General features: G+C 67.5%; 26 protein-coding genes. 11 read left to right on the top strand and 15 right to left on the bottom strand.

Annotated elements, in window-relative coordinates; genetic code table 11:
* Nucleotides 1-162 precede the first annotated feature (162 nt).
* From ACTWJ5_RS07180 to ACTWJ5_RS07190, 3 genes are all read left to right on the top strand, one after another.
* Nucleotides 163-1,343 (top strand): IS3 family transposase gene (locus ACTWJ5_RS07180; RefSeq protein WP_444437965.1). Its coding sequence is split into 2 segments (ribosomal slippage): nt 163-430 and nt 430-1,343, totalling 1,182 coding nucleotides; the frame shifts between segments, so codons are not numbered across the junction.
* A 284-nt stretch (nt 1,344-1,627) separates the two neighbouring features.
* Nucleotides 1,628-2,485 (top strand): DMT family transporter, encoded by an 858-nt coding sequence (locus ACTWJ5_RS07185; RefSeq protein WP_444439551.1) that lies wholly within the window; start codon nt 1,628-1,630, stop codon nt 2,483-2,485.
* A 19-nt stretch (nt 2,486-2,504) separates the two neighbouring features.
* The gene (locus tag ACTWJ5_RS07190) at nt 2,505-3,602 is read left to right on the top strand and encodes a PLP-dependent cysteine synthase family protein (RefSeq protein WP_043314167.1); all 1,098 of its coding nucleotides are present in this window, start codon (nt 2,505-2,507) and stop codon (nt 3,600-3,602) included.
* 9 nt (nt 3,603-3,611) lie between these two features.
* On the opposite strand, the gene ACTWJ5_RS07195 is transcribed toward ACTWJ5_RS07190, so the two are convergent.
* Complete coding sequence (locus tag ACTWJ5_RS07195) at nt 3,612-4,280, bottom strand: COG3650 family protein (RefSeq protein ID WP_256514592.1); 669 nt, start codon at nt 4,278-4,280, stop codon at nt 3,612-3,614.
* A 97-nt stretch (nt 4,281-4,377) separates the two neighbouring features.
* Here ACTWJ5_RS07195 and ACTWJ5_RS07200 point away from each other — a divergent pair, with 97 nt between their 5' ends.
* Entirely contained in the window at nt 4,378-4,776 is a 399-nt protein-coding gene (locus ACTWJ5_RS07200; RefSeq protein ID WP_256514593.1) for a DUF488 domain-containing protein, read from the top strand.
* A gap of 315 nt (nt 4,777-5,091) precedes the next feature.
* On the opposite strand, the gene ACTWJ5_RS07205 is transcribed toward ACTWJ5_RS07200, so the two are convergent.
* The gene (locus ACTWJ5_RS07205) at nt 5,092-5,691 is read right to left on the bottom strand and encodes a short chain dehydrogenase (RefSeq protein WP_444437968.1); all 600 of its coding nucleotides are present in this window, start codon (nt 5,689-5,691) and stop codon (nt 5,092-5,094) included.
* Between the two features lie 102 nt (nt 5,692-5,793).
* Between ACTWJ5_RS07205 and ACTWJ5_RS07210 the strand changes: the two genes are divergently transcribed.
* From ACTWJ5_RS07210 to ACTWJ5_RS07220, 3 genes are all read left to right on the top strand, one after another.
* On the top strand, nt 5,794-6,708 hold the full coding sequence (locus ACTWJ5_RS07210) for a LysR family transcriptional regulator (protein ID WP_444437970.1): 915 nt from the start codon (nt 5,794-5,796) through the stop codon (nt 6,706-6,708).
* A 115-nt stretch (nt 6,709-6,823) separates the two neighbouring features.
* Nucleotides 6,824-7,306, top strand: coding sequence for a glycine zipper 2TM domain-containing protein (locus ACTWJ5_RS07215; protein ID WP_444437972.1), 483 nt, complete (start codon nt 6,824-6,826; stop codon nt 7,304-7,306).
* Nucleotides 7,307-7,329: 23 nt separating this feature from the next.
* Nucleotides 7,330-7,788: a sn-glycerol-3-phosphate transporter gene (locus ACTWJ5_RS07220; protein WP_444437974.1), complete on the top strand. Its 459-nt coding sequence runs from the start codon at nt 7,330-7,332 to the stop codon at nt 7,786-7,788.
* 13 nt (nt 7,789-7,801) lie between these two features.
* On the opposite strand, the gene ACTWJ5_RS07225 is transcribed toward ACTWJ5_RS07220, so the two are convergent.
* On the bottom strand, nt 7,802-9,124 hold the full coding sequence (locus ACTWJ5_RS07225) for an aspartate aminotransferase family protein (protein ID WP_444437976.1): 1,323 nt from the start codon (nt 9,122-9,124) through the stop codon (nt 7,802-7,804).
* On the bottom strand, nt 9,121-10,185 hold the full coding sequence (locus tag ACTWJ5_RS07230; protein WP_444437978.1) for a phosphotransferase: 1,065 nt from the start codon (nt 10,183-10,185) through the stop codon (nt 9,121-9,123). The genes ACTWJ5_RS07225 and ACTWJ5_RS07230 overlap by 4 nt, the downstream gene beginning before the upstream one ends.
* Nucleotides 10,186-10,337: 152 nt before the next feature.
* Here ACTWJ5_RS07230 and ACTWJ5_RS07235 point away from each other — a divergent pair, with 152 nt between their 5' ends.
* Together ACTWJ5_RS07235 and ACTWJ5_RS07240 are read left to right on the top strand one after the other, a co-directional pair.
* Nucleotides 10,338-11,072 carry an SDR family NAD(P)-dependent oxidoreductase gene (locus ACTWJ5_RS07235; protein WP_009620642.1) on the top strand — a complete coding sequence of 245 codons (735 nt, stop codon included), beginning with the start codon at nt 10,338-10,340 and terminating at the stop codon, nt 11,070-11,072.
* 64 nt (nt 11,073-11,136) lie between these two features.
* Entirely contained in the window at nt 11,137-11,826 is a 690-nt protein-coding gene (locus ACTWJ5_RS07240) for a GntR family transcriptional regulator (RefSeq protein WP_074976587.1), read from the top strand.
* A 456-nt stretch (nt 11,827-12,282) separates the two neighbouring features.
* Here ACTWJ5_RS07240 and vapC read toward each other — a convergent pair whose 3' ends face one another.
* The 7 genes from vapC to ACTWJ5_RS07275 form a co-directional block, all read right to left on the bottom strand.
* Nucleotides 12,283-12,696 (bottom strand): type II toxin-antitoxin system tRNA(fMet)-specific endonuclease VapC, encoded by a 414-nt coding sequence (vapC, locus tag ACTWJ5_RS07245; RefSeq protein WP_009620640.1) that lies wholly within the window; start codon nt 12,694-12,696, stop codon nt 12,283-12,285.
* A complete protein-coding gene (gene vapB, locus ACTWJ5_RS07250; RefSeq protein ID WP_009620639.1) occupies nt 12,696-12,926 on the bottom strand; it encodes a type II toxin-antitoxin system VapB family antitoxin in 231 nt (76 codons plus the stop codon). The genes vapC and vapB overlap by 1 nt, the downstream gene beginning before the upstream one ends.
* Before the next feature lie 132 nt (nt 12,927-13,058).
* A complete protein-coding gene (locus ACTWJ5_RS07255) occupies nt 13,059-13,760 on the bottom strand; it encodes an ATP-binding cassette domain-containing protein (RefSeq protein WP_009620638.1) in 702 nt (233 codons plus the stop codon).
* Between the two features lie 3 nt (nt 13,761-13,763).
* Nucleotides 13,764-14,531, bottom strand: a complete 768-nt coding sequence (gene livG, locus ACTWJ5_RS07260; protein ID WP_074976582.1) for a high-affinity branched-chain amino acid ABC transporter ATP-binding protein LivG — start codon at nt 14,529-14,531, stop codon at nt 13,764-13,766.
* Nucleotides 14,528-15,781 (bottom strand): high-affinity branched-chain amino acid ABC transporter permease LivM, encoded by a 1,254-nt coding sequence (locus ACTWJ5_RS07265; RefSeq protein WP_074976580.1) that lies wholly within the window; start codon nt 15,779-15,781, stop codon nt 14,528-14,530. The genes livG and ACTWJ5_RS07265 overlap by 4 nt, the downstream gene beginning before the upstream one ends.
* Nucleotides 15,778-16,698, bottom strand: coding sequence for a high-affinity branched-chain amino acid ABC transporter permease LivH (livH, locus tag ACTWJ5_RS07270; protein ID WP_074976578.1), 921 nt, complete (start codon nt 16,696-16,698; stop codon nt 15,778-15,780). The genes ACTWJ5_RS07265 and livH overlap by 4 nt, the downstream gene beginning before the upstream one ends.
* A gap of 119 nt (nt 16,699-16,817) precedes the next feature.
* Nucleotides 16,818-17,939 (bottom strand): branched-chain amino acid ABC transporter substrate-binding protein, encoded by a 1,122-nt coding sequence (locus ACTWJ5_RS07275; protein ID WP_074976577.1) that lies wholly within the window; start codon nt 17,937-17,939, stop codon nt 16,818-16,820.
* 301 nt (nt 17,940-18,240) lie between these two features.
* Between ACTWJ5_RS07275 and ACTWJ5_RS07280 the strand changes: the two genes are divergently transcribed.
* Both ACTWJ5_RS07280 and ACTWJ5_RS07285 read left to right on the top strand, forming a co-directional pair.
* Nucleotides 18,241-18,558, top strand: coding sequence for a DUF2288 domain-containing protein (locus ACTWJ5_RS07280; RefSeq protein WP_074976809.1), 318 nt, complete (start codon nt 18,241-18,243; stop codon nt 18,556-18,558).
* Nucleotides 18,559-18,623: 65 nt separating this feature from the next.
* Nucleotides 18,624-18,989 (top strand): DUF5064 family protein, encoded by a 366-nt coding sequence (locus tag ACTWJ5_RS07285; protein ID WP_074976575.1) that lies wholly within the window; start codon nt 18,624-18,626, stop codon nt 18,987-18,989.
* Nucleotides 18,990-19,766: 777 nt separating this feature from the next.
* On the opposite strand, the gene phnE is transcribed toward ACTWJ5_RS07285, so the two are convergent.
* From phnE to ACTWJ5_RS07305, 4 genes are read right to left on the bottom strand one after another with little or no spacing between them, the layout of a single operon-like run.
* Nucleotides 19,767-20,549, bottom strand: a complete 783-nt coding sequence (gene phnE, locus ACTWJ5_RS07290) for a phosphonate ABC transporter, permease protein PhnE (protein ID WP_261746785.1) — start codon at nt 20,547-20,549, stop codon at nt 19,767-19,769.
* Nucleotides 20,546-21,367 (bottom strand): PhnE/PtxC family ABC transporter permease, encoded by an 822-nt coding sequence (locus tag ACTWJ5_RS07295; protein WP_444437985.1) that lies wholly within the window; start codon nt 21,365-21,367, stop codon nt 20,546-20,548. The genes phnE and ACTWJ5_RS07295 overlap by 4 nt, the downstream gene beginning before the upstream one ends.
* Nucleotides 21,361-22,164 carry a phosphonate ABC transporter ATP-binding protein gene (locus ACTWJ5_RS07300; protein ID WP_444437987.1) on the bottom strand — a complete coding sequence of 268 codons (804 nt, stop codon included), beginning with the start codon at nt 22,162-22,164 and terminating at the stop codon, nt 21,361-21,363. The genes ACTWJ5_RS07295 and ACTWJ5_RS07300 overlap by 7 nt, the downstream gene beginning before the upstream one ends.
* Complete coding sequence (locus tag ACTWJ5_RS07305) at nt 22,161-23,018, bottom strand: putative selenate ABC transporter substrate-binding protein (RefSeq protein WP_074976565.1); 858 nt, start codon at nt 23,016-23,018, stop codon at nt 22,161-22,163. The genes ACTWJ5_RS07300 and ACTWJ5_RS07305 overlap by 4 nt, the downstream gene beginning before the upstream one ends.
* Nucleotides 23,019-23,187: the final 169 nt, after the last annotated feature.

Here is a 23,187-nt window from a genome sequence, read left to right on the forward strand (position 1 = left end):
GAAACCCATGCGGTTGCGCTGATGGGTATCGCTTCGCTCAACACCATCCTACGGGTCTCGTGCTTGCCGGAGGGGGTAGGAGCGGACCTTGTCCGCGTGTGGTGGTTCAATTTCCTCGGACACCTCGATAGGTGGAAAATCCACTGAATAGAGGAGTCATTCATGAGCCGTAAACGCAGAGCATTCGATGCCAGCTTCAAGCTGCAAGTCGTCCAGATGATCAAAGACCAGGGCCTGAGCATTACGCAGGTCTGTCGAGACATGGACCTGGGAGAGACGGCAGTTCGCCGCTGGGTTCAGCAATACGAAGCCGAGCTGTCGGGGCAGGCGGGAGTGGGTAAGCCGCTGACACCCGAGCAGCAGCGGATTCGTCAGTTGGAGGCCGAGAATCGCCAGTTGAAGCAGGACAACGACCTGCTAAAAAAGGCCTCGGCCTTCTTCGCCCGCGAACTGAAGTGATTCACCGGTTGATCGCGCAGCAGCAGCAGCAGAAGAAGGCCGGAGTTGCACGGCTGTGTCGGCTGCTGGGTGTCAGTCGGTCGGGCTACTACGCCGCACAGCGCCGCCCCTTGCGCCCAGCCTTGCACTGCCCGGTAGCCGCTTCCTTGAAGGCCCTGTTCATGAGCTGCGGGCGTACCTATGGGAGCCGTCGCCTGCAAGCCGCGCTCAATGGCGAGGGCGTGCATGTAGGGCGCTACCGAGTCCGCCGGCTGATGCGCGAGCACCGGCTTCGGCCAGTCTGGAAGCGCAAGTTCGTGCACACGACCAACAGCAAGCATGACCTGCCGATAGCCTCCAATATCCTGGCCCGCCGGTTCGATCCTCCAGCGGCAAACCAGGCCTGGGTGGCAGATATCACCTACATCCGTACCCGCCGTGGCTGGCTGTACCTGGCTGCGGTGATGGACCTGTATTCGCGCAAGATCGTCGGCTGGGCGATGGCGCCGAACATGCCGGCGGAACTGGCCTGTTCGGCGCTACAGATGGCGATTGCTCAGCGGCAGCCAGCGCCAGGCCTGGTTGTGCACTCGGATCGTGGTAGCCAGTACGCCAGCGAGGTTTATCGTGCGCTGCTCAGGCGGCATGGCCTGGTGTTGAGCATGAGCCGCAAGGGAAATTGCTGGGACAACGCGGTCATGGAACGCTTCTTCCTGAACCTGAAAATGGAGCGGGTCTGGCAACGTGACTACGCCAACCATGCTGAGGCTATGACCGACATTGCCGACTACATCGTCGGCTTCTACAACAACGTGCGCCTGCACTCCAGCCTGGGCTATCTGCCTCCCACCCGCTACGAGCGCAGGCCACCCAGACAACCTATCGAAGTGTCCGAAATTATTTGACCACCACAGCGATAGCCGGAGGTTCCGGCGCGGTTCGCGGATGAGATCCGCTCCTACGCTGCCCCACCCACGCCATTCCCTGTAGGAGCGCGCCCTGCGCGCGAAATCGCGGACGGAGTCCGCTCCTACGGGCGGGAGAGACGCTGGCGCAGGCCATTACAGTTTTCCCCCGGCGCTGTGCCTGTCGGCCACCCGCGGCGCGCTTCTATACTGCGGGGATTCATTTCCTGGAGCGTCCCGTGCAGCAGTCCCGGCCCTTCGCCCTGGCATGCCTGGTCCTGGCCATGGCGCTGTGGGGCAGTTCCTTCATCGCGCTGAAACTGGCCTTCGCCGAATGGCCGGCGATGTGGGTGATCTTCGCCCGCATGGCCATCGGCAGCCTGATCTTCCTCGCCGCCTGGCGCTGGCGCGGGCGGATGGACTACCAGGCGGGCGACTGGAAGTACCTGGTGGGCCTGGCGGTGTGCGAGCCGTGCCTGTACTTCGTCTGCGAGTCCTTCGCCCTGCAGTACACCAGCGCCGCCCAGGCCGGGATGATCACCGCGCTGCTGCCGTTGCTGGTGGCGGTCGGCGCCTTCCTCCTGCTGCACGAGCGCATCGCCCGCAACACCTGGGCCGGCTTCGCCCTGGCGGTGCTCGGCGCGCTCTGGCTGACCCTCGCCGGCGAGCCCGACCAGCATGCGCCGCAGCCGCTGCTGGGCAACTTCTTCGAACTGCTGGCGATGGTCTGCGCCACCGGCTACACCCTGTTGCTCAAGCACCTGTCGGCGCGCTACTCGCCCTTCATCCTGACCGCCATGCAGGCCTTCATCGGCTCGGTGTTCTTCCTGCCCCTGGCCGCCCTCAGCTCCGGCGTGCCGCCGGCGCCCAGCGGCCAGGGATTGTTCGCCCTGGTGTACCTGGGCAGCGTGGTCACCGTCGGTGCCTACGGCCTGTACAACTTCGGCGTCAGCCGGCTGCCGGCGAGCCAGGCCACCGGCTTCATCAACCTGATCCCGGTGTTCACCCTGGTATTCGCCTGGCTGCTGCTGGGCGAGCGCCTGAACGGCCAGCAGCTGCTGGCCGCCGGCCTGGTGTTCGCCGGCGTCGCCCTCAGCCAGTGGCGCAGCGCCACGCCCGCGCCCGCCGGGGTGCTCGACTGACCGAACGAGGAACCGCCCCATGTCCATCGACATCCGTGACTGGACCCGCGAAGCCATCCGCATCATCGAGGCGGACTTCCAGCGCAGCGCCGACACCCACCTGATCCCCCTGGAAGCGCCCGGCCTGCCCGGCATCGACCTGTACTTCAAGGACGAATCCAGCCACCCCACCGGCAGCCTCAAGCACCGCCTGGCGCGCTCGCTGTTCCTCTACGCGCTGTGCAACGGCTGGCTGAAGCCGGGGGCGCCGGTGATCGAGGCTTCCAGCGGTTCCACGGCGATCTCCGAGGCCTACTTCGCGCGCCTGCTGGGGCTGCCCTTCATCGCCGTGGTGCCGGCCAGCACCTCGAAGGAGAAGATCGCCCAGATCGCCTTCTACGGCGGCCGCAGCCACCTGGTGGACGACCCCACGCAGATCTACGCCGAGTCCGAGCGCCTGGCCCGCGAGAGCGGCGGGCACTTCATGGACCAGTTCACCTACGCCGAGCGCGCCACCGACTGGCGGGCGAACAACAACATCGCCGAATCGATCTTCCAGCAACTGCGCCACGAGCGCTTCCCCGAGCCGGCCTGGCTGGTCTCCAGCCCCGGCACCGGCGGCACCCTGGCCACCCTCGGGCGCTTCGCCCGCTACCGCCGGCACCAGACCCGCGTGCTTTGCGCCGACGCCGAGCGCTCGGTGTTCTTCGATGCCTACCGCACCGGCGACCGCAGCCTGACCCTGGACTGCGGCTCGCGCATCGAGGGCATCGGTCGGCCGCGGGTGGAGGCGTCCTTCCTGCCCGCGGTGCTCGACGCCATGGTCAAGGTGCCCGATGCCTGGTCGCTGGCGGCCATGCACTACCTGGCGCAGCGCCTGGGCCGGCGCGTCGGCGGCTCCAGCGGGACCAACCTGGTGGGCGCGCTGCTGGCGGCGCGGAGCATGCTCGATCGCGGCGAGTCCGGCTCGATCGTGGCGATCCTCTGCGACGGCGGCGAACGCTACGCGACCAGCTACTACGACCCGCTGTGGTTGATCCAGCAGGGCTTCCAGCTGGAGCCGATGATCGATGCGGTGCGCGCCTGCGTGGAGCAGGGCAGCGCACTGCCGGAGGCGTTGCCGGCGCTGGGGTTGTGACGGGCCGGCTTATTCCTGGTAGGCGGCGCCGGGGTAGGCGCAACCGCGCATGACCTTGTCGTCCAGGCGCAGTTCGGCGGTGAGGTTGTTCACCGCGCCGCTCATGCCGTTGACGCAGCGCGCCGGGGCCACCCACAGCTCCAGCTTCTCGCCGTTGGCCTCGGTGGAATAGCTGCTGCTGCCGCCGGGCACGCTTTCCACCACGTAGGGCAGCACCTGGTCCGGCTGCCCCGGGCGCTGCAGCAGCAGGCCCTGGGCGTTGACCATCACGCTCCAGCCCGGCTCGTTGCCGCCTGCCTGGACGATGGTCTGCCTGAAGTTGGGGTCGTCGCAGCCGTGGCCCTCGTTCTGCAGGCGGTACAGCGAGCGCACTTCGAACTTGCCGTCGGTGTTGCTGGCCTGGCCGCCGGAATAGGCGCCGCGCGCGTCGATGAACAGCTTGCCGGCGCCGTCGGCGAACAGGTCGCGGGACTCGCGGGCCACGGCGCTGTCGGCGCCGTCCACCAGGTTGAAGCGGCGCTGCTCGTTGCACGGTCGCAGCACCAGGCCGCCGTCCTCGCGGGTGACCTCGCCCTGTACCCGCGTCGGCGCATCCTGGCGGGTGGGCTCGGGCTTCCACACCTGGCAGGCGGCGAACAGGGGCAGCAGGGCATAGAGGAAGAGACGGGCTTGGCGCATGAGATAGGGCTCCCGGAAAAATGCGCCCACGTTACCGAGCCAATGGCACCTGCTCAAGGGCTACAGTGGTAGGGACAGTCGCAAAAGGAGGCATCCGATGATTCGCTACAAGCGCGCCTACGAGGCCCCGGCCGCGGAGGACGGCTACCGGGTCCTGGTGGACCGGCTCTGGCCCAGGGGCATCAACAAGGAGGAGCTGCACATGGACGAATGGCTCAAGGACGTGGCGCCGTCCACCGAGCTGCGCCAGCGCTTCCACCACGATCCCGGCCTGTTCGAGGAATTCCGCCGCGCCTACCACGCCGAACTGGCGGCGCATCCGGAGCACTGGTGGAAGCTGCTGGGGATCGCTGGCAAGGGCGACCTGACGCTGCTCTATGGCGCGAAGGATACCGAGCACAACAATGCGCGGGTGTTGGCGGAGTTTCTGGAGGATGAGATGGAAAGGGTGGGAGAGGGGAGTTCGCCGGTGTGCTATGCGGGGAAGAAGGAGTGAGGGGGTTGGCTTTTCGTAGGAGCGAGCTTGCTCGCGAACGGAGTTATCCGGTGGCTTCGGTGTTTGGGGTTGACGCCGTCCCCTCTCCCCAACCCTCTCCCTGAAGGGAGAGGGGGCTTGTCCGTGCCGAGAGAGGGTCAGGTTTCAGCCGGTAGCTTTCGGTGTTACCGGCTAACTCCAGAACATCCGTGTCTGCCCAACGGTCCCCTCTCCCTTCAGGGAGAGGGTTAGGGAGAGGGCGCTCTTGAGGATTCGCGTGCAAGAACTAGGCGTCCCCCTCGCTCCTACAAGTAGCAAGTAGCCCCCGCCCCACACTCACCAAACCTTGTAGACCCGCCCCGTCTCCGCCCCTTCCACACTCCGCGCGAACCCCAGCGCCGCATCCGCCGCCGGCACCGGCTTGAAGCCGCGGAAGAACGGCCCATAGCCCGCCATCGACTCCACCAGCACGTTCGGGCTCACCGCATTGACCCGCTGCCCGCGCGGCAGTTCGATGGCGGCGCTGCGCACGAAGCCTTCCACCGCCGCGTTGACCAGGGTTGCCGAACTGCCCTGGCGGATCGGCTCCTCGCTGAGGATGCCGGTGGTCAGGGTGAAGGAGGCGCCGTCGTTGGCGTAGTGGCTGCCGATCAGCACCAGGTTGACCTGGCCCATCAGCTTGTCCTTCAGGCCGACGGCGTACTCCGCTTCGCCCATCTCGGCGAGCGGGGCGAAGTGCACCTTGCCGGCGGCGCTGACCAGGGCGTCGAAGGGGCCTACCTGCTCGAACAGGGCTCGGATCGAGGCGCTGTCGGTGATGTCCACGCGCAGGTCGCCGCTGCTGCGGCCGACGCGGACGATCTCATGGCGCTGGCCCAGTTCGCTGGCCACGGCCTGGCCGAGGGTGCCGCTGGCGCCGACGAGGATGATCTTCATGCTGACTCCGGGAGTGAGTGGGTGACGGAGCCAGTCTAGGGACGTATTTTGTTGAGATAACCGGGGTAATCGGCAACCTGGCGTTTTCGTGGGGAAACAATCATGGGCGAACTGGAAGACCTCTCGGCCTTCGCCGTGTTGCTGGAATGCGGCAGCTTCACTCGCGCCGCCGAGCGCCTGGGTTGCAGCAAGGGGCAGTTGTCCAAGCGCATCAGCGCCCTGGAGCAGTCCCTGGGTGTGACCCTGCTGCACCGCACGACGCGAAGCCTGGCGCTGACCGCCGCCGGCCAGGCCCTGCTGCCCGAGGCCCAGGCGCTCAACGCCCAGGCGGCGCGGGCGCGGCAGGCGGTGGCGCGGTTGCAGGAGGAGGCGCGTGGCACGGTGCGCATGAGTGTGCCGGTGTCCCTCGGCGAGACCTTCTTCGACGCCTGGCTGGTGGAGTTCTCCCGCAGCCATCCGGGCATCCGCCTGGAACTGGACCTGGCCAACGAGCGCCGCGACCTGGTGGCCGACGGCTTCGACCTGGCGATCCGCTCCGGCGTCGGCGGCGACGAGCGCCTGGTGGCGCATCCGCTGTTCGCCCTGCAGGAACTGACCTGCGCCACCCCGGCATACCTCGCCGCCCACGGTGAGCCGCAGCGGCCGGCGGACCTGGCCGGGCACAATTGCCTGCTCAACACCCACTACCCGGGCCCTGGCCCGTGGCTGTACCAGCGCCAGCACGAGCTGTTCCGCGTGGAGGTCGGCGGGGTGCTGGCGAGCAACCACTACACCCTGCTGAAGAAGGCGGCGCTGGCCGGCGTCGGCATCGCCCGGCTGCCGTCCTACATGCTCCAGGACGAACTGGCCGACGGCCGCCTGCGCTGGTTGCTGCGCGACTACCAGACGCGCAGCACGCCGGTGTTCCTGGTGCACCCCTACCAGGGCGGGCTGCCGCGGCGCACGCAGTTGCTGGTGGACTACCTGCTGGCCTGGTTCGAGCGCGCCCGCCAGCGCCTGCTGCAATTACAGGGCTGAAAACGGCTTCGTTCAGCTTCGTTCAGTGTGGGTTCAGCTGGAGTTCAGGGGGTGTTCAGTGACGAGGGAATAGGCTTTGTCCATTCCCTTAGTGACCGTCCGCGAGGACCCGACCATGAAAACCTCGACCCCGAAAGCCTCCCGCTCCCTGCTGCTCGCCGCCTTCGTCGGCAGCGCCCTGGTGCTGTCCGGCTGTGCCTCGAACCTGTCCGGCAGCAGCTATTCCCGCGCCGATGCCCGCGCGGTGCAGAGCGTGCGCATGGGCACCATCGAATCCCTGCGCGCGGTGCAGATCGAAGGCACCAGGACGCCGATCGGCACCCTGGCCGGTGCCGCCGTCGGCGGTATCGCCGGCAGCGGCATCGGGGGTGGCCGTGGCGCCGCCATCGCCACCGTTCTCGGCGGCGTCGCTGGTGGGGCCGCCGGCTCGGCGGTGGAAGAGGGCCTGACGCGTACCCAGGGCGTGGAAATCGTGGTCCGCGAGGACGACGGCATGTCCCGCGCCTACGTCCAGGCGGTGGATGCCGGCCAGCGCTTCCGCGTTGGCGACCGCGTCCGCATCATGAGTGTCAACGGCGCCAGCCGCGTGACGCTCTGAGCCGCCGTGCAGGAGGCACAGTCATGAACAAGGCGCTGATCCTGCTGGCGGCGTTGCTGCTGGCGCCCGCCGCCTGGGCCGGCGAGGGCGACTCCTGGTACCTGCAGACCAGCGTGCTCACCCGGCACTGGAACCACGACCCGCAACACAACAACCACCAGGACCTGATCGGTGTCGAGCGCAACCGCGACGATGGCTGGGTGTGGGGCGGCGCGACCTTCCGCAACTCGTTCCGCCAGCGCTCCAACTACGTCTACGCCGGCAAGCGTTTCGACCTGGACGACTCGCCGTTCTACTTCAAGGTCACCGGCGGCGCCATCCAGGGCTACCGCGGCGAGTACCGCGACAAGATCCCGCTCAACCGCTACGGCGTGGCGCCGGCCGTCATTCCCTCGGTCGGCGCCCAGGTCGGCCGCTTCGCCAGCGAGTTCGTGGTGCTGGGCAACTCGGCCGGGATGGTCAACCTGGGCGTGCACCTGTAGCGGCGCGCCCCGTTCAGCCGGCGGTTTCGGCCAGGGCGGCGTCCAGGGTGTCGATCAGCAGGTCGGCGTGTTCCTGTTCGAAGGCCAGCAGCGGGCGGATCTTGAGGATGTTCTCCTGCGGGCCGGCGGCGCTGATCAGCACGCCGCGCTCGCGCATGGCGTTGACCACCCGGCGCGTCTGCGCGGCGGCCGGGGCCTTGCTGGCGCGGTCGGCGACCAGTTCGACGCCGAGGAACAGCCCGGCGCCGCGCACGTCGCCGATCAGTTCGTGGCGCTGGGCCAGGCGCTGGAAGCCCTCGCGCAGGTAGTTGCCGAGCCGTTCCGAGCGTTGCTGCAGGCCTTCGTCGCGGATCACGTCGAGCACCGCCTGGCCGGCGGCGCAGCTCACCGGGTTGCCGCCGAAGGTGTTGAAGTAGCGCACGCTGCGGCCGAAGCTTTCCAGCACCTCGGGGCGCGCGACCACGCCGGCGATGGGCTGGCCGTTGCCCATGGGCTTGCCCAGGGTGACCAGGTCCGGCTGCACGCCGTGGCGCTGGAAGCCCCACATGTGCTCGCCGGTGCGGGCGAAGCCGCTCTGCACTTCGTCGGCGATGTAGAGCAGGCCTTCGCTGCGGGCCACGGCCACCGCTTCGGCTAGGACGCCGATGGGGCCCGCGAACACGCCGTCGCTGGCGAAGATGCCGTCCACCAGCAGCGCGGCGGGCTCGATGCCGTTGGCGCGCAGGTCGGCGATGGCGGCGCGCACGTCCTCGGCGAGCAGGCGGGCGACGTTCTCCGTGCCCAGGCGGTAGGCGTCCGGCGCGCGCACGGTGCGGGCGTGGGCGGGCAGGGTGATGCCGCTGCCCAGCGCCGGCGAGAGTTCGGAAATGTCGCCGGTGACGCCGTGGTAGGCGAAGCGGGTGACGATCACCCCGCTGCCGCCGGTGTGGTGGCGTGCGATGCGCAGGGCCAGGTCGTTGGCCTCGCTGCCGGTGCAGGTGAACATCACCTGGCCGAGTTCTGCGGGGAAGGTGGACAGCAGGTCCTCGGCGTAGTCGAGGATGCCTTCCTGCAGGTAGCGCGTATGGGTGTTCAGCACCGCCGCCTGGCGGGCGATGGCCTCGACCACCCGCGGGTGGCAGTGGCCGACCGAGGCGACGTTGTTGTAGGCGTCGAGGTAGCGCCGGCCCCGCTCGTCGTAGAGCCACACGCCCTCGCCGCGCACCGTGTGCAGCGGGCGCTCGTAGAACAGCCGGTAGGCCGGGCCGAGCAGGCGCTCGCGGCGCTCGATCAGGCTGCGTTCCTTGTCGCTCAGGCGCTCGGCGTCGGCCGGGCTGTAGCCATTGGTCATGGTCATGCGGGGGACTCCTCGTGGCAGGCGCGGGCGATGCGTTCGCGCGCCTCGGATCGGGACAGCCCGGCCAGGCCCTGCAGGCTGGCGCGGGCCTGGCGGGCGTTGCGCAGGATGTAGTCGCGGTTCTCCGGGTGCAGGCTGGCGCGCCAGGCGGTGATGCCCAGGGTGAGCACCAGGCGGGTGGCCATGAGGTCGCAGAGGATGTCCTGCTCGGCTTCCAGCAGCGGGTTGCGCGCGTGATAGGCGGCGATGAATTCCAGGGCCGGGGCCAGCACGTCGCCCTCGCTGCCCAGCTGGTAGGCGGCGGCCACGCCGAGGTCGTTGACCAGCGGGGCATGGACCATGTCGCCGAAGTCGAGGATGTTGCGCAGCCGCTCGGGGTGCGCGGCGTCGACTATCACGTTGTGCGGGTTGAGATCGTTGTGGATCACCTGGGCGCGCAGCGTCGGCAGGCGCGGCAGGGCGTGTTCCTCGAAGTTGTCCAGGGCGCGCTCGACCAGGCCGCGCAGCTCGCCGTCGTCGATGTGCCGCAGCAGCGGGCGCAGGCGCTGGGCGTGCTGCAGATCCCAGAGCAGTTCGTGGCCGGAGGCCGGGTGCTGGTAGCCGTGCAGGGCCAGGTCCAGGCGCGCCAGGGCTTCGCCCAGGTTGCGCCGCAGCGCCGTCGAGCGCTGGGGCACGCGGTGCAGCGGCAGGCCTTCGACGAAGGACATCAGCCGCGCCAGCATGCGCTGGCCGTCCACTTCCACCCAGGTCTGGTACTGGCCGTCGAGGGCCGGGTAGACGCGCTGCACCGGCAGGTTCGGGTCGGCCTGCTGGACGCGCAGCAGGGCGCGGTTGTGGAAGTCCACCACCTGCGGGTCCTCCAGTGGGTGGGACAGCTTGAGCAGGCGGCTGGCGCTGTCGTGGGCGCCGATCTGGAAGTTCAGGTCGCGCTCCCCGGCCAGGCGTTGCAGCGGGCCTTCCAGGCCGAAGCAGTCGCGGGCGATGGCCGCGGCCTGGTCCGGCGTGACCTGGGCGGGCGTGGCTTCCAGCAGGGGATCGTGGGCGAGGGCGGTCAGCGGCATGCGCGGGGACTCCGGTTCTTGTCGTGCTTGTCGTTCTTGTGGGGCTGGCGGCCATTAAAGCATAAAGAAAATATGATGCATCATATTTTATTCGACGGCCGATTGCGTCATTATCGAACGCACTCCGCAAGCCCGAATGGATGGACACGCACATGAGCGAACCCAGGACCCTGCTGCTCACCGGCGCCAGCCGCGGCATCGGCCACGCCACCGTGAAGCACTTCAACGCCGCCGGCTGGCGGGTGTTCACCGCCTCGCGCCAGGACTGGGTGGCCGAATGCCCCTGGGCCGAGGGGCTGCTCAACCACATCCACCTGGACCTCGAGGACATCGCCAGCGTCGAGGCCGCCCTGCCAGCCATCCGCGAGAAGCTCGGCGGCCGACTGGACGCCCTGGTGAACAACGCCGGCATTTCGCCCAAGGGCCCGGAAGGCCAGCGCATGGGCGTGCTGGAGAGCGACTACGGCACCTGGCTGAAGGTGTTCAACGTCAACCTGTTCTCCACCGCGCTGCTGGCCCGCGGGCTGTTCGAGGAGCTGAAGGCGGCCCAGGGCAGCATCATCAACGTCACCTCCATCGCCGGCTCGCGGGTGCACCCTTTCGCCGGCGTCGCCTACGCCTCGTCCAAGGCCGCGCTGGCGGCGCTGACCCGCGAGATGGCCTACGACTTCGGCCGCCACGGCGTGCGGGTGAACGCCATCGCGCCGGGGGAAATCGATACCTCGATCCTGTCGTCGGGCACCGAACTGATCGTCGAGCGCGACATCCCCATGCACCGCCTGGGCAAGCCGGAGGAGGTGGCCTCGCTGATCCACTTCCTGTGCACCCAGGGGGCTTCGTACGTGAACGGCGCGGAAATCCACGTCAATGGCGGCCAGCACGTCTGAGCGGGTGGCTGGCAATTCGCCGGCGACCGCCGCATCATCGCGCCCGGAATAGCACGAGGAGCCCATGAACTATCCCATCGACGGCCTCAACCACGCCTACCTGGGCAGCGGCGTCTACGCGTTGCTGCGCGAGGCGCTGATCACCGGACGCTTCCAGCCCGACGACCGCCTGCGCATCCGCGACCTGGCGCAGCAGCTGGGCACCAGCGTGACGCCGGTGCGCGACGCCATCCTGCAACTGGCCAAGGAGCAGGCCCTGGTGCTGCGCACGCCAAGGGACATCCGCGTGCCGGTGCTGAGCCGCGAGCAGTACCTGGAAATCCGCAGCATCCGCGTGGCCCTGGAGGGCCTGGCCGCCGAGACCGCGGCCGGCCGCGTCACGCCCGCGCAACTGGCGATGCTGGAGAAGAACATCCGCGACAACCTCGCGGCCATCCACGCCGACGACCTGGTGGCGGCGCTCAAGCTCAACCAGGCCTTCCACTTCGCCCTCGCCGAGATCGCCGGCATGCCGCTGCTCAAGGGCTTCCTCGACAGCCTGTGGATGCGCACCGGGCCGCTGATCGCGCGGACCTACGGCAGCTTCAACGAACGCATGGCGGTGGAGCACCACTGGGAAGTGCTGCACGCGCTGCAGAAAGGCGATGGCGCCGCGGCGCGCGCAGCCATCTGCGCCGACCTCACCGATGGCAGCCAGAAGATGCTGGAGTTCCTCGCTCAGCGCGAAGAGGACGAGGCGCGGGCGGCGGGTTGAATCCCTCATGGGAATGGCGCGGGTGGGGCAGCGTAGGAGCGGATCTCATCCGCGAATCGCGCCGGTGGTTCCGGCTATCGCGGACAAGGTCCGCTCCTACGACCGTGCATTCCTGCGGCTATCCGCCATGCCATGCCAATGTAGGAGCGGGCCCTGCCCGCGATTTCGCGCGCAGGGCGCGCTCCTACTCGCGAACGGTGTTTACCGGCGGCAACTGTGTTTCGGATTGACGCCGCTCCCTCTCCCCAACCCTCTCCCGCAAGCGGGAGAGGGGGCTGTCCGTGCGATCGGGGAGGGAGGTTTCATCCTGCCGTTTTCGCAGGTCCGCAGAGGGCGCAGTCCAATGTAGGAGCGCGCCCTGCGCGCGATTCGCAGGCAGGGCCTGCTCTTACGCTACAGGCGTGCACGGCTTTTCGTAGGAGCGAGCTTGCTCGCGAACAGATTCCGCAGCGGCACCTAAGGCGATGGGGCCGCAGTCCAGTCCTCCAGGCGCAGCCCCGGTACCCGCTCGAATTCGCGCAGGTTGTTGCTGACCAGGATCAGCCCGCGGGAACGGGCGTGCCCGGCGATCATCTGGTCGTAGGGGCCTATGGGCTTGCCGATTCGCGCCAGTTCGGCGCGCAGTTGCCCAGTGTGGGCCGCCGCGTTGCCGTCGTAGTCGAGCACTTCCAGGCGGGCGGCGAAGCCTTCGACGATGCCCAGGTTGTGTTCCGGCATGGAGGACTTCTCGGCACCGTATATCAGTTCCATCAGCGTCACCGAACTGATCGCCAACTGCCCATGGTGCTGGTTGAAGGCCTCGCGAACGACTTGCGGCTTGTTCTTGATGGTGAAGATGCAGATGTTGGTATCGAGCATGAACTTCAGCATCAGAACCCCTCGCGTTCCTGTTCCGCCGGTTGCTCGCGCTCGCTCATGAAGTCGGCGCTGACGTTCTCGCCGTCGAACCAGCTGTCCCAGCTCTCCCCGGCCGGGGTGAGGATGCGGGTTCGGCCGATGGCCACGACGTCTACGCGCTTCACGTCTTCAGGCAGCGCGACGGCCTTGGGCAGGCGCACGGCCTGGCTGCGGTTGCTCTGGAATACGGCGCCTTGTTCCATGCTCGGCCTCCGGGATGGGGAAAGGGGAGGCTTCATGGTAAGGATGATGAGGGATATGTCAATGGGATATACATTGCTGGAGAACCAAAGAAAAACGGCCCCGAAGGGCCGTTTTCTTTTGCCGCAAGAGGCTCAACCCCCCAGGTAGGCGTCGCGTACCTTGGGGTTGACCAGCAGGTTGGCGCCGGTGTCCTGCATCACGATGTGGCCGTTCTCCAGCACGTAGCCGCGGTCGGCGAGCTTCAGCGCCTGGTTGGCGTTCTGCTCGACGAGGAAGACGGTCACGCCTTCGCTGCGCAGCTGTTCGATGATGTCGAAGATCTGCTGGATGATGATCGGCGCCAGGCCCAGGGACGGTTCGTCGAGCAGCAGTAGCTTGGGCTTGCTCATCAGCGCGCGGCCGATGGCGAGCATCTGCTGCTCGCCGCCGGACATGGTGCCGCCGCGCTGGCTGAAGCGTTCCTTCAGGCGCGGGAACAGGCCCAGGACGCGGTCCATCTGCTCCTGGTAGTCGCCCTTGCTGGTGAAGAAGCCGCCCATGGCCAGGTTTTCCTCGACGGTCAGGCGGGCGAACACCCGGCGGCCTTCGGGGACCACCGCGATGCTCTTGCGCATGATGTGCGAAGACTCCTGGCCGACCAGTTCCTCGCCGAGGTACTTGATGCTGCCGGAGGCCGCCCGCGGCGAGCCGCAGAGGGTCATCAGCAGGGTCGACTTGCCGGCGCCGTTGGCGCCGATCAGGGTGACGATCTCGCCCTGCTGCACTTCCAGGCTGACCTCGTGCAGGGCCTGGATCTTGCCGTAGAAGGTGGAGACCTTGTCGAACTTCAGCATGGCTCAGGCCTCCCCCAGATAGGCTTTGATCACGTCCGGGTTGTCGCGGATCTGCTCCGGGGTACCGTCGGCCAGGGGCGTGCCCTGGTTGATCACGTAGATGTGGTCGGAAATGCTCATCACCAGCTTCATGTCGTGCTCGATCAGCAGCACGGTCACGCCGTGCTCGGCGCGCAGCATGGCGATCAGCGCCTTGAGGTCCTCGGTCTCGCGCGGGTTGAGGCCGGCGGCCGGCTCGTCGAGCATGAGGATCTGCGGGCGCGTCATCATGCAGCGGGCGATCTCCAGGCGGCGCTGCTGGCCGTAGGCCAGGGTGCCGGCCGGGCGGTTGGCGACGTCCTTGAGGTTGACCACTTCCAGCCAGTGCGCCGCGTAGTCCAGCGCCTCGGCCTCGGCGCGGCGGAACCCGGGGGTCTTCAGCAGGCCGGCGAAGAAGTTGGTGTTGATGTGCCGGTGCTGGGCCACCAGCAGGTTCTCCACCGCGGTCATTTCCTTGAACAGGCGGACGTTCTGGAAGGTGCGCACCACGCCGCGGTGGGCGATCTTGTGGCCCGGCAGGCCCTGGATGGGCTCGCCGCGCAGCAGGATCTGCCCGCCGGTGGGCTGGTAGAAGCCGGTCAGGCAGTTGAACACGGTGGTCTTGCCGGCGCCGTTGGGGCCGATCATCGAGACCACCTGCTTTTCCTCGACCTTGAGCGCGACGCTGTTGACGGCCAGCAGGCCACCGAAGCGCATGGTCAGGCCGGATACTTCAAGAATCGGTCGACTCATTTACGCAACTCCAGGTGCGGGCGCTGCATCGGCAGCAGGCCCTGCGGACGCCAGATCATCATCAGCACCATGATGGCGCCGAACATCAACATGCGGTATTCGCTGAACTCGCGCATCAGTTCGGGCAGCAGGATCATCACCACGGCGGCGAGGATTACGCCCAGCTGCGAGCCCATGCCGCCGAGGACGACGATGGCGAGGATGGTGGCCGACTCGATGAAGGTGAACGACTCCGGGGTCACCAGGCCCTGGCGCGCGGCGAAGAAGCTGCCGGCGAACCCGGCGAAGCAGGCGCCGAGGGTGAAGGCCGAGAGCTTGATCATGGTCGGGTTCAGGCCCAGCGCGCGGCAGGCGATCTCGTCCTCGCGCAGCGCTTCCCAGGCGCGGCCCAGGGGCATGCGCAGCAGGCGGTTGATGACGAACAGCACCAGCAGCACCAGCAGCAGCGCCACCAGGTAGAGGAACACGACCTTGTAGTTCGAGTTGTAGGCGATGCCGAAGAACTCGTGGAAGGTCTGCATGCCCTCGGGGGCGCGGCGCTCGAAGGTCAGGCCGAGCAGGCTCGGCTTCTCGATGTTGCTGATGCCGTTGGGGCCGCCGGTCAGGCCGGTGAGGTTGCGCAGCAGGACGCGGATGATCTCGCCGAAGCCCAGGGTCACGATCGCCAGGTAGTCGCCGCGCAGGCGCAGCACCGGGAAACCGAGCAGGAAGCCGAACAGCGCGGCCATCGCCCCGGCGATCGGCAGGCAGGTCCAGAAGCCCAGGCCGTAGTAGTGCGAGAGCAGCGCGTAGCTGTAGGCGCCCACGGCGTAGAAGCCGACGTAGCCGAGGTCGAGCAGGCCGGCGAGGCCCACCACGATGTTCAGGCCCAGGCCCAGCAGCACGTAGATCAGCACCAGGGTAGCGATGTCCACCGCGCCGCGCGAGCCCCAGAAGGGCCAGGCCAGGGCGACCAGGATCATCACGATGATCACCTTGCGCTGCACCGAGGGCTGCGTCAGCGAGCGGTACAGGAAGTTGTTCTCGCCCAGGTGCAGGGTGCGGCCACGGCTGAAGCTGAAGCGGTCGCGCACCAGTTGCCAGACGAACATGGCCACGGCGCACGCGGCGATGGTCCACAGGGTGCTGGGGCTGACGCCTTCCAGCTGCAGGCCGATACCGATGACGCTGAGTTTCAGGCCGAGGATCGGGTAGGCCACCGCCAGCACCAGCAGGGCGCTGAAGAAAGCCGTCTTGAGTCGCTTGTTCATACCTTCTCCACCTCCGGACGACCGAGCAGACCGGTGGGGCGGAACAGCAGCACCAGGACCAGCAGGCTGAAGGCCACCACGTCCTTGTACTGGTCGCCGAACACGTCGGCGCCGAAGGCTTCGGCGACGCCCAGCACCAGGCCGCCGAGCATGGCGCCCGGAATGCTGCCGATGCCTCCGAGCACCGCGGCGGTGAACGCCTTGATGCCGGCGAGGAAGCCGATGTTCGGGTTGATCACGCCGTACTGCAGGCCCAGCAGGACTGCGGCCACGGCCGCGAGGCTGGCGCCGATGACGAAGGTCAGGGCGATGATGTTGTTGGTGTTGATCCCCAGCAGGTTGGCCATCTTGATGTCCTCGGCGCAGGCGCGGCAGGCGCGGCCCAGGCGGGAGCGGGAGATGAACAGGCTGAGGCCGTACATGGCCAGCAGGGTGACGATGAAGATCAGCACCTGCATGTACGAGACGGTCACCCCGTAGCTGGGATCGCCGAAGACGAAGTTCCCCGGCAGCAGGTTGGGGATGGCCTTGTCCTTGGAATCCTGGGCGAGCAGGACCTCGTTCTGCAGGAAGATCGACATGCCGATGGCGGAGATCAGCGGGATCAGCCGGTTGCTGCCGCGCAGCGGGCGGTAGGCGATCCGTTCGATGCTGTAGCCATAGGCGCTGGTGACGATGATGGCAGCGGCGAAGGTGCAGAAGATGACGATCGGCAGGCTGACGATCCCCATCATGGCCAGGCCGGTGATCACGATGAAGGCTACGTACGAGCCGATCATGTAAACCTCGCCATGGGCGAAGTTGATCATGCCGATGATGCCGTAGACCATGGTGTAGCCGATGGCGATCAGGGCATAGGTGCTGCCAACGGTAAGGCCGTTGACCAGCTGTTGCAGGTAGTGATAGAGCTCAGGCATCACCTAACTCCTCGGGCGTCGCGTGAAGCGGCGCTTGTGGCGCGACGGACCCCCGGAATACGCGGAATAAACAAAGCCCACTGCGGGTGCAGTGGGCTCTGGACCTCAGGCGGCAGACCTTATTTGACTTCGGTCTTGGTGCCGTCCTTGTGCCACTGGTAGACCACGAAGTTGAAGTTCTTCAGGTCGCCCTTCTCGTCGAAGGCCAGGGCACCGGTGGGCGTATCGAAGGTGTTGCTGCGCAGGGCGGCGGCGACCTTTTCGGTGTCTTCGCTGCCGGCTTTCTTGATGCTGTCGGCGATGACCTGCACGGCGGCGTAGGCCGGGAACACGAACGGGCCGCTCGGGTCCTGGTTCTTGGCCTTGAAGGCGGCGACCAGGGCCTGGTTCTTCGGATCCTGGTCGAAGGACTTCGGCAGGGTCACGTACAGGCCTTCGGAAGCCGGGCCTGCGATAGCGGAGATTTCCTTGTTGCCGACGCCTTCCGGGCCCATGAAGCCGACTTTCAGGCCTTTCTCGGAAGTCTGGCGCAGCAGCAGGCCCAGTTCCGGGTGGTAGCCGCCGTAGTAGACGAAGTCGACCTTGGCCTGCTTGAGCTTGGCGATCAGCGAGGAGAAGTCCTTGTCGCCGGCGTTGATGCCTTCGAACAGGGCGACTTTCACGCCGGCGTCTTCCAGGGTCTTCTTGACCGCGGTGGCGATGCCTTCGCCGTACTGCTGCTTGTCGTGGATGACCGCGACGATCTTCGGCTTGACGTGCTCGGCGATGAACTTGCCGGCGGTCGGGCCCTGCATGTTGTCCAGGCCGATGGTGCGGAAGATCAGCTTGTAGCCGCGGCTGGTGATGTCCGGGCTGGTGGAGGCCGGGGAGATCATCAGGATGCCTTCGTCCTCGTAGATGTCCGAGGCCGGCTGAGTGGAGCTGGAGCACAGGTGGCCGACGACGAACTTGACGCCGTCGTTGACGATCTTGTTGGCGACCGCCACGGCCTGCTTCGGATCGCAGGCGTCATCGTAGACCACGCCTTCGAGCTGCTTGCCGTCGACGCCGCCGGCCTTGTTGATCTGCTCGATGGCCATCTTGGCGCCGACGAACTCCATCTCCCCGTACTGGGCGACCGCACCGGTCACCGGACCGGCCAGGGCGATCTTGATGGTATCGGCGGCCATCGAATAGCTGGCGACGCCGGCCAGGGCCATGGCGGTCAACAGTTTGGAAAGACGTTGGGTACCCTTTTTCATAATGCTCCACTCTTTCTTGTGTTTTCGTTCTTGTGGTTCGTGGCCGCGGTTCGACGGGCTTTGCGCCCGGGGGAAGCCGCCGGCAACTGTACCGGTACAGTGTAGAGTGCCGCTTCGCCGCTTGAAAAGCCGCTGGCGGCGGGGCGTTTCGCCCCATGTCGCAAAGTCGCAATAAACGTATAGAAAAACGGCGTTGTGCCAGTACCCTCCTTTGGTCCCATCCGCCCCCGCGGCTCCCGGGAAACTTGCCTGGCGCCGACCGGGCGGTATCATGGCGCCGCCTGATTTCCCGGTGAGCACCATGACTGAACAAACTAGCACCCTCTATGCCAAGCTGCTCGGCGAGACCGCGATGATTTCCTGGCAGGAGCTGCAGCCGTTCTTCGCCCGCGGCGCCCTGCTGCTGGTGGGCGAGGCCGTGGACCTGGTGGAGGCCGCGCAGGCCGTGGCCGAGGACGACCGCCAGAAGGTCGCCGCCTGGCTGGCCAGCGGCGACCTGGCGCGGGTCGACGAGGCCCGCGCCCGCGACTTCCTCGAACGCGACCCGCAGCTGTGGGCGGTGGTGGTGGCGCCCTGGGTGCTGGTGCAGGAGCGTGCGGAAAAAAACCGCCTGCATTGACCCGGGGCGGCTTGCGTTGCCCGCAGGCGAGCTAGACTTGCGGGACCACTGCAAGGAGTCACGTCATGTTCGAGCCTGGTCACCTGCATCTCCACGCCCTGCCGGGCCTTGACCAGCAGGCGCTGGATATCCACCTGTACTACGAGATTCGCCACGACGCCGAGAAGGGCGCCTATGTCCACTTCACCATGGACGGCAGCATCGACGGCAATGCCTTCAAGGAAGAGTTCGACATGCCCAAGGACCAGGCCTTCAACTTCGCCAGCGATGCTACCCGCATTGCGCAGAAGCATGGCCTGCACCCGCGCTTCGGGCCGATCGTGCGCATCCATAAGGAATACGATGCGATGTTCGAGGACATTCGCGTCAAGCTGGGGACCCATCCGGGGGATCCGGTGGACCTGGACAAGGTGCTCCATGGCGGTGAGTGAGCGCTGATACGCGGAGGTCCGGCGGGTGCCGTGATGTTGCTTGTTTACTTAAAAGAGGATGCCGTTTCTCTGGGTGGGGGAAACGGCATTTTTCATATGGGGTGGGCCATGGCTTTGCTTGCGGAGCGGGGGACCTCGGCTCCGTGCTCCGATCTCCACCCCGTCATTCCCGTGAACGCGGGAACCCAGAGACTTCTGGTTTGGGTGTGTTTGCGCCGCTTCGGCGTGCTCGGATGTTTCTTGTTTCGCCCCCTCGGGCGAGTCCCTTTTGTCAAACGCCACAAAAGGAACCAAAAAGGCTTGCCCCGACATACGGGCCCGACAGAGTCGGGCTACCCTCGCGAACTCCCCCGCCACGGAGGCCCGCCCCGAGGGTACGTCCCTGTAGCCCACGGGGCTCTCGCGACATCCATGTCGCATGACCTCCTGAGCGCCGGTTTCGCTCGGCCTTCTGAAGGGGCGTTTCGGTGCGCGCGGCTATTTCTCTGGAAGTCCAAGAGCAAACGCGCTTTTGCTTTTGCTTTTGCTTTTCGTAGGAGCGAGCTTGCTCGCGAACCCCGCAGTCACTGGATTCCCGCGTTCGCGGGAATGACGAGGTGGGGGTTGGGCGTATCAGGATGACTCAGGATTCTCCCCCCACTCCGAACAGCCCCCTCTCCCGCTTGCGGGAGAGGGTTGGGGAGAGGGCGCTCTTGAACCCAGCACCTAAAGTTCTCTGGAAATCCGTACGGCGTTATCCGCCATTGTTGTTCGGCTCCGGTGTTCCGCCCTACGCCCTCAGGCACTGACCCACCGCTGCCGCGCCCAGGCGCTGAGGGTGTCGACGCCCAGCACCAGCACCAGCATGGCGAGGATCACCGTGGCCGCCTGGGCCTGCTGGAACAGGCTGAGGCTGAAGTAGAGCATCTGTCCCAGGCCGCCGGCGCCGACGAAGCCGAGCACGCTGGCCATGCGGATGTTGTTCTCCCAGCGGTAGAGGATGTAGGCCACCAGTTGCGGCCAGACCGCCGGCAGGGTGCCGTAGGCGAAGGCCGCGACCCGCCCGCTGCCGCCCAGGCGCAGGGCCTCGGCGGGTTCGGCCGGGGTGTTTTCCAGGGCTTCGGCGAACAATCGGCCGAGCACGCCGCCGGTGTGCAGGGCCAGGGCCAGGGTGCCGGCGTTGGGGCCCAGGCCCGCGGCCAGCACCATGAGCGCGCCCCACACCAGTTCCGGCACCGCGCGCAGGGCGTTGAGGACGAAGCGCGCCAGGCTCTGCGCGGCGGCGCCGAAGCGGCCGGCGGCCGGTAGCGCGAAGAGCATGCCCAGCAGCGCCGCGAGCAATGTGCCCAGGGCCGACATGGCCAGGGTTTCCAGAGCGCCGCGGGCCACCGCGCTCAGGTGCGTGGCGGACAGGTCCGGCGGGAAGAAGTCGCGGGCGTAGCCGAGCATCTGCCGCAGGCCTTCGCCGCTGAGCAGGCCATCGCTGTCGACTTGCAGATAGATGAAGGAGGCCGCCACCGCGAGCAGGATCGCCAGGCTCCAGCCGATGGCGCGCAGCAGTCCGGCGCGGGCGCGGTTCATTCCAGCCTCCGGCGCAGGAAGCGGCTGAGCTGGTCGGCGCCCAGCACCAGCAGCAGGAAGGTCAGCAGGATGCTGGCCACCTCGCCGCCGGCGAACATGCGCAGCGACAGGTCGACCTGCTGGCCGAGCCCGCCGGCGCCGACGAAGCCCATGACCACCGAGGCGCGGATGGCACACTCCCAGCGGTACACGGTGTAGGAGATCATCTCGCTGGCCGCCTGGGGTAGCAGTCCGTAGGCGAAGGCGCCCAGGCGCGAGCCGCCGCCCAGCAGCAGCGCGCGGGTGGGGCGCGGGTCCACCGATTCGAAGATTTCCGCGTAGACCTTGCCGAGCATGCCGCCGTAGGTGATGGCGATGGCCATGACGCCGGCGGTGGGGCCCAGGCCGACGGCGCGGACGAACAGCAGCGCCCAGACGATCTCCGGGATGCTGCGCAGCACGATCAGCAGCAGCCGCACCGGCCAGCGCAGGGCGCGCGCCCACCAGGCCGGCAGGCCGCCGCGGGGCAGGGCGGACAGCGACAGCGCGCGGGTGGCCAGCAGCGCCGCGGGGAAGGCGATCAGCCAGGCCAGGGCCATGCCGGCGGTGGCGATGGCCAGGGTTTCCAGGGTGGCGCGGCCGAGGATGGCGAGGAATTCGGCGTCGTGGGCCGGCGGCCAGAAGCCGGCGAGGAAGCCGGCCATGGTGCGCGCGTTGTCGCCAGTGAACAGGCCGCGGATGTCCAGTTCGCTCAGGCGCAGGCCGGGCCACAGCAACAGCAGCGCCAGGGCGGTCAGCAGCAGCCGCGGCAGGGCGGCGGGGTCGCGGGGTTTCAGCATCGCGGGATCTGCACCACGTGCAGGGGCTCGACCGGCGCCGGGGCATCCAGGCTCAGTTGCTCGTTGGCGTAGAGCTGCTGCAGGTCGTCCGGGCTGACGCTGGCGGCCGGCTTGTCGAAGACGATGCGCCCGTCGCGGATGCCGACGATGCGCGGGAAGTGCGCCAGCGCCAGGTCCACCGCGTGCAGGCTGGCCAGCAGCGTCAGGCCACGGTTGGCGGCCTCGCGGGTGAGCAGGTCGAGGGTGTGCCCGGCGAGCACCGGGTCCATCGCCGAGACCGGCTCGTCGGCCAGCAGCAGTTGCGGCTGCTGGTACAGCGCGCGGGCGATGCCGACGCGCTGCAGCTGGCCGCCGGAAAGCTGGTCGCAGCGCTGGAACAGTTTGTCGGCCAGGTCCAGGCTGCGCAGGGCTTCGCGGGCGCCGTCGATGTCCAGCGGGTAGAGCAGGCTGGCCAGGCTCTTCCACAGCGGCCACTGGCCGAGGCGCCCGGCCAGCACGGCGTTGACCACCCGCTGGCGCGGCGGCAGCGGCGGCGCCTGGTGGATCAGGCCGATGCGCGCGCGCAGGCGCTGGCGGGCCCGACTGCTCAAGCGCCAAGGCTGGCTGCCGAGCAGTTCGATTTCGCCGTGGCTGGGCTTCAGGGCGGTGGCCAGCACGCGCAACAGGGTGGTCTTGCCGGCGCCCGAGGGGCCGATGATCGCCACCCGCTCGCCGGCCTCGACGCTCAGGTCGATGCCGGCGAGGGCGCGCTGGCCGTTGGCGTGCTGGTGCTCCACGCCGGTCAGGCGCAGGCTCACTTCAACAGGCCGGCGGCGCGGGCCGACTCCTCGATGCCCTTGTAGTTCTCCGGCTTGGTCTCGATGAAGCGGCTGGCCGCCTGCAGGTCGAGGATGGCCTTGTCGCGCGGCTTGCTCGGGTCGAGGTCGAGGAAGGCCTGCTTGATCTTCTCGGCCAGGGCCGGGTCGAGGTTGCCGCGCACGGTCCAGTTGTAGTCGTAGTAGGTCGGGGTGGTGGCGAAGACCTTCACCTTGTCGGTGTCGACCTTGCCGGCGTCCACCAGCTTCTGCCACACCGAGGCGTTGAGCACGCCGGCGTCCACCTTGCCGGCCTGGACCCAGGCCACGGTGGCGTCGTGGGCGCCGGAGTAGGCCACGCGGGAGAAGAACTGCTCGGGGACGATGCCATCCTTCTGCATGAAGTAGCGCGGCATCAGGCTGCCGGAGGTGGAGGACACCGAGCCGAAGGCGAAGGTCTTGCCCTTGAGGTCCTGCAGCGACTTCACGTGCGGGTCGGCGCTGATGAATTTGCTGGTGAACTGCTGGTCCTGCTCGCGCTGCACCAGGGGAATGGCGTTGCCGGTCTTCAGCCGCGCCTGGACGAAGGTGAAGCCGCCCAGCCAGGCCATGTCCAGGCGGTCGGCGGCCAGGGCCTCGACCACGCCGGCATAGTCGGACACCGGGATGAACTTCACCGGCATGCCCAGGCGTTCCTGCAGGTATTCGCCCAGCGGCTTGAACTTGCGCAGCAGCTCGGTGGGGGCTTCGTCGGGGATCGCCGAGACCTTCAGTTCCTTCAGGGTTTCGGCCTGGGTGAAGCTGGCGGAAAGGGACAGCGCAAAACAGGCGGCGAGCGCCAGGGTGCGTTTCAGCATGGGAGCAGTCTCCGGTTCAATAGCGGAAAAAGCCTGGGAAGTATAGTGGCGGTCTGCCGGTGCGCGTGGAAATGACCACGGCGGCGGGCTCGCAGGCTCGGCGAAGGCGGCGGTGGACGGTTAAGATGGCCGTCCCCGTGCCCGCTATTTTGCCCGACAGGAGCCATCC

Source organism: Pseudomonas sp. A6 (genome assembly GCF_052367875.1).
GTDB lineage: Bacteria > Pseudomonadota > Gammaproteobacteria > Pseudomonadales > Pseudomonadaceae > Pseudomonas > Pseudomonas citronellolis.

What these genes read in the sequence shown, in the direction of transcription:
- ACTWJ5_RS07185 (WP_444439551.1), top strand. Translation starts at nt 1,628, where the DNA reads ATGGCGCTGTGGGGCAGTTCCTTCATCGCGCTGAAACTGGCCTTCGCC.
- ACTWJ5_RS07190 (WP_043314167.1), top strand. Translation starts at nt 2,505, where the DNA reads ATGTCCATCGACATCCGTGACTGGACCCGCGAAGCCATCCGCATCATC.
- ACTWJ5_RS07195 (WP_256514592.1), bottom strand. Translation starts at nt 4,280, where the DNA reads ATGCGCCAAGCCCGTCTCTTCCTCTATGCCCTGCTGCCCCTGTTCGCC.
- ACTWJ5_RS07200 (WP_256514593.1), top strand. Translation starts at nt 4,378, where the DNA reads ATGATTCGCTACAAGCGCGCCTACGAGGCCCCGGCCGCGGAGGACGGC.
- ACTWJ5_RS07205 (WP_444437968.1), bottom strand. Translation starts at nt 5,691, where the DNA reads ATGAAGATCATCCTCGTCGGCGCCAGCGGCACCCTCGGCCAGGCCGTG.
- ACTWJ5_RS07210 (WP_444437970.1), top strand. Translation starts at nt 5,794, where the DNA reads ATGGGCGAACTGGAAGACCTCTCGGCCTTCGCCGTGTTGCTGGAATGC.
- ACTWJ5_RS07215 (WP_444437972.1), top strand. Translation starts at nt 6,824, where the DNA reads ATGAAAACCTCGACCCCGAAAGCCTCCCGCTCCCTGCTGCTCGCCGCC.
- ACTWJ5_RS07220 (WP_444437974.1), top strand. Translation starts at nt 7,330, where the DNA reads ATGAACAAGGCGCTGATCCTGCTGGCGGCGTTGCTGCTGGCGCCCGCC.
- ACTWJ5_RS07225 (WP_444437976.1), bottom strand. Translation starts at nt 9,124, where the DNA reads ATGACCATGACCAATGGCTACAGCCCGGCCGACGCCGAGCGCCTGAGC.
- ACTWJ5_RS07230 (WP_444437978.1), bottom strand. Translation starts at nt 10,185, where the DNA reads ATGCCGCTGACCGCCCTCGCCCACGATCCCCTGCTGGAAGCCACGCCC.
- ACTWJ5_RS07235 (WP_009620642.1), top strand. Translation starts at nt 10,338, where the DNA reads ATGAGCGAACCCAGGACCCTGCTGCTCACCGGCGCCAGCCGCGGCATC.
- ACTWJ5_RS07240 (WP_074976587.1), top strand. Translation starts at nt 11,137, where the DNA reads ATGAACTATCCCATCGACGGCCTCAACCACGCCTACCTGGGCAGCGGC.
- vapC (WP_009620640.1), bottom strand. Translation starts at nt 12,696, where the DNA reads ATGCTGAAGTTCATGCTCGATACCAACATCTGCATCTTCACCATCAAG.
- vapB (WP_009620639.1), bottom strand. Translation starts at nt 12,926, where the DNA reads ATGGAACAAGGCGCCGTATTCCAGAGCAACCGCAGCCAGGCCGTGCGC.
- ACTWJ5_RS07255 (WP_009620638.1), bottom strand. Translation starts at nt 13,760, where the DNA reads ATGCTGAAGTTCGACAAGGTCTCCACCTTCTACGGCAAGATCCAGGCC.
- livG (WP_074976582.1), bottom strand. Translation starts at nt 14,531, where the DNA reads ATGAGTCGACCGATTCTTGAAGTATCCGGCCTGACCATGCGCTTCGGT.
- ACTWJ5_RS07265 (WP_074976580.1), bottom strand. Translation starts at nt 15,781, where the DNA reads ATGAACAAGCGACTCAAGACGGCTTTCTTCAGCGCCCTGCTGGTGCTG.
- livH (WP_074976578.1), bottom strand. Translation starts at nt 16,698, where the DNA reads ATGCCTGAGCTCTATCACTACCTGCAACAGCTGGTCAACGGCCTTACC.
- ACTWJ5_RS07275 (WP_074976577.1), bottom strand. Translation starts at nt 17,939, where the DNA reads ATGAAAAAGGGTACCCAACGTCTTTCCAAACTGTTGACCGCCATGGCC.
- ACTWJ5_RS07280 (WP_074976809.1), top strand. Translation starts at nt 18,241, where the DNA reads ATGACTGAACAAACTAGCACCCTCTATGCCAAGCTGCTCGGCGAGACC.
- ACTWJ5_RS07285 (WP_074976575.1), top strand. Translation starts at nt 18,624, where the DNA reads ATGTTCGAGCCTGGTCACCTGCATCTCCACGCCCTGCCGGGCCTTGAC.
- phnE (WP_261746785.1), bottom strand. Translation starts at nt 20,549, where the DNA reads ATGAACCGCGCCCGCGCCGGACTGCTGCGCGCCATCGGCTGGAGCCTG.
- ACTWJ5_RS07295 (WP_444437985.1), bottom strand. Translation starts at nt 21,367, where the DNA reads ATGCTGAAACCCCGCGACCCCGCCGCCCTGCCGCGGCTGCTGCTGACC.
- ACTWJ5_RS07305 (WP_074976565.1), bottom strand. Translation starts at nt 23,018, where the DNA reads ATGCTGAAACGCACCCTGGCGCTCGCCGCCTGTTTTGCGCTGTCCCTT.